Origin of the sequence: Brevibacterium sp. HMSC08F02, from assembly GCF_001807555.1 — a bacterium.
GTDB classification, from domain to species: Bacteria; Actinomycetota; Actinomycetes; order Actinomycetales; family Brevibacteriaceae; genus Brevibacterium; species Brevibacterium ravenspurgense.
In genome coordinates this window covers 1-1,431 of the sequence record NZ_KV789352.1, presented here as the reverse complement: position 1 = coordinate 1,431, position 1,431 = coordinate 1, and the positions used below count along the sequence as shown (strand labels likewise).

Sequence of the window (1,431 nt, the reverse complement as noted above, 5' to 3'; positions counted from 1 at the left end):
AGTAGTGTCCAGTATGGTGGTGTACGGATCGGCCGGTGACCATACCTGAACATGGGTGACGGTCACCGTGTGATCCCTTCGAGAAGCCTTAGAAACCTAACCTCGAAAGGACCAACGACGGTGACCGTCAAACCCTACGATATCGACCCTGCCCGATTTCTTGAAGAACACCTTGCCCAAGCTTCCCCAGACCTGTTGCGCCAGATGCTCACCACGTTCATTAACGCGCTCATGTCAGCCGAAGCCGACGCCGTGTGCGGCGCCTCCTATGGCGAGATCACGAGCGACCGTGTGAACCGCCGTAACGGGTACCGTTCGCGTCGCTTCGACACCCGAACCGGGAGTTTGGACATTCAGATCCCGAAACTACGGGAGGGGTCCTACTTCCCGGACTGGCTACTGGAGCGGCGTAGACGTGCGGAGCGTGCCCTCACCTCCGTGGTTGCGACCTGCTACTTGAAAGGGGTGTCGACCAGGCGGATGGACGCGCTCGTACAAACCCTCGGCATTACCGGGTTGTCGAAGTCGCAGGTGTCGGTGATGGCCAAAGAGCTCGACGAACACGTTGAAGACTTCCGCACCAGACCGCTCGATCAGGGACCGTACACGTTTGTTGCCGCGGACGCGCTCGTCATGAAAGTCCGGGAAGGAGGCCGCGTCACCGGTGTGCACGCGTATATCGCTACCGGAGTGAACAGTGACGGGCATCGGGAGATCCTCGGCCTACAGATCGCATCCGCTGAAGACGGAGCCGGCTGGCTCGCGTTCTTCCGCGACCTTGTCGCACGAGGCCTCACCGGGGTGAAGCTTGTCACCTCGGACGCACACCAGGGGCTGGTAGAAGCAATCGGGGCGACCGTCCCTGGAGCCAGTTGGCAGCGGTGCCGCACCCACTACGCCGCGAACCTCATGGCCGTAACCCCTAAGACGTCATGGCCGTGGGTAAAAACCCTGCTGCACTCGGTGTTTGATCAGCCCAACCGTGACGAGGTGCACGCTCAATATGATCGCGTCCTCGACGCATTATGGAACCAACTGCCCAAAACGGCGGAACATCTGGAGCAGGCACGCGACCAGATCCTCGCGTTCACGTCGTTTCCGAAGCAGGTGTGGCGGCAAGTCTGGTCGAATAACCCGAACGAACGACTCAACAAGGAGATCCGGCGGCGGACGAACGTGGTCGGGATTTTCCCCGACCGCGCCTCAATTACGCGTCTGGTTGGGGCGGTGCTTGCGGAGCAGCATGATGAGTGGGCCGAGGGCCGACGCTACATGAACCTAGGAGCGCTCGAAGCGGCCCGTACCGTCGATGATGACGACACAAATCAGGAGAAGGAGGAGAGCGAACAGCCAGCGGCGATCGCCGCATAACCCGCAGTAAATCTCGAAGGAATCACAACGATTTCATACACCACACAAAAGGACTTGACC

The 1,431-nt window shown here is 60.0% G+C and carries 1 protein-coding gene; it reads left to right on the top strand.

Going from position 1 to position 1,431, the window contains the following annotated elements:
- Window positions 1–120: 120 nt before the first annotated feature.
- Entirely contained in the window at window positions 121–1,371 is a 1,251-nt protein-coding gene (locus tag HMPREF3172_RS04760) for an IS256 family transposase (protein ID WP_070515837.1), read from the top strand.
- The last annotated feature ends 60 nt before the right edge of the window (window positions 1,372–1,431 follow it).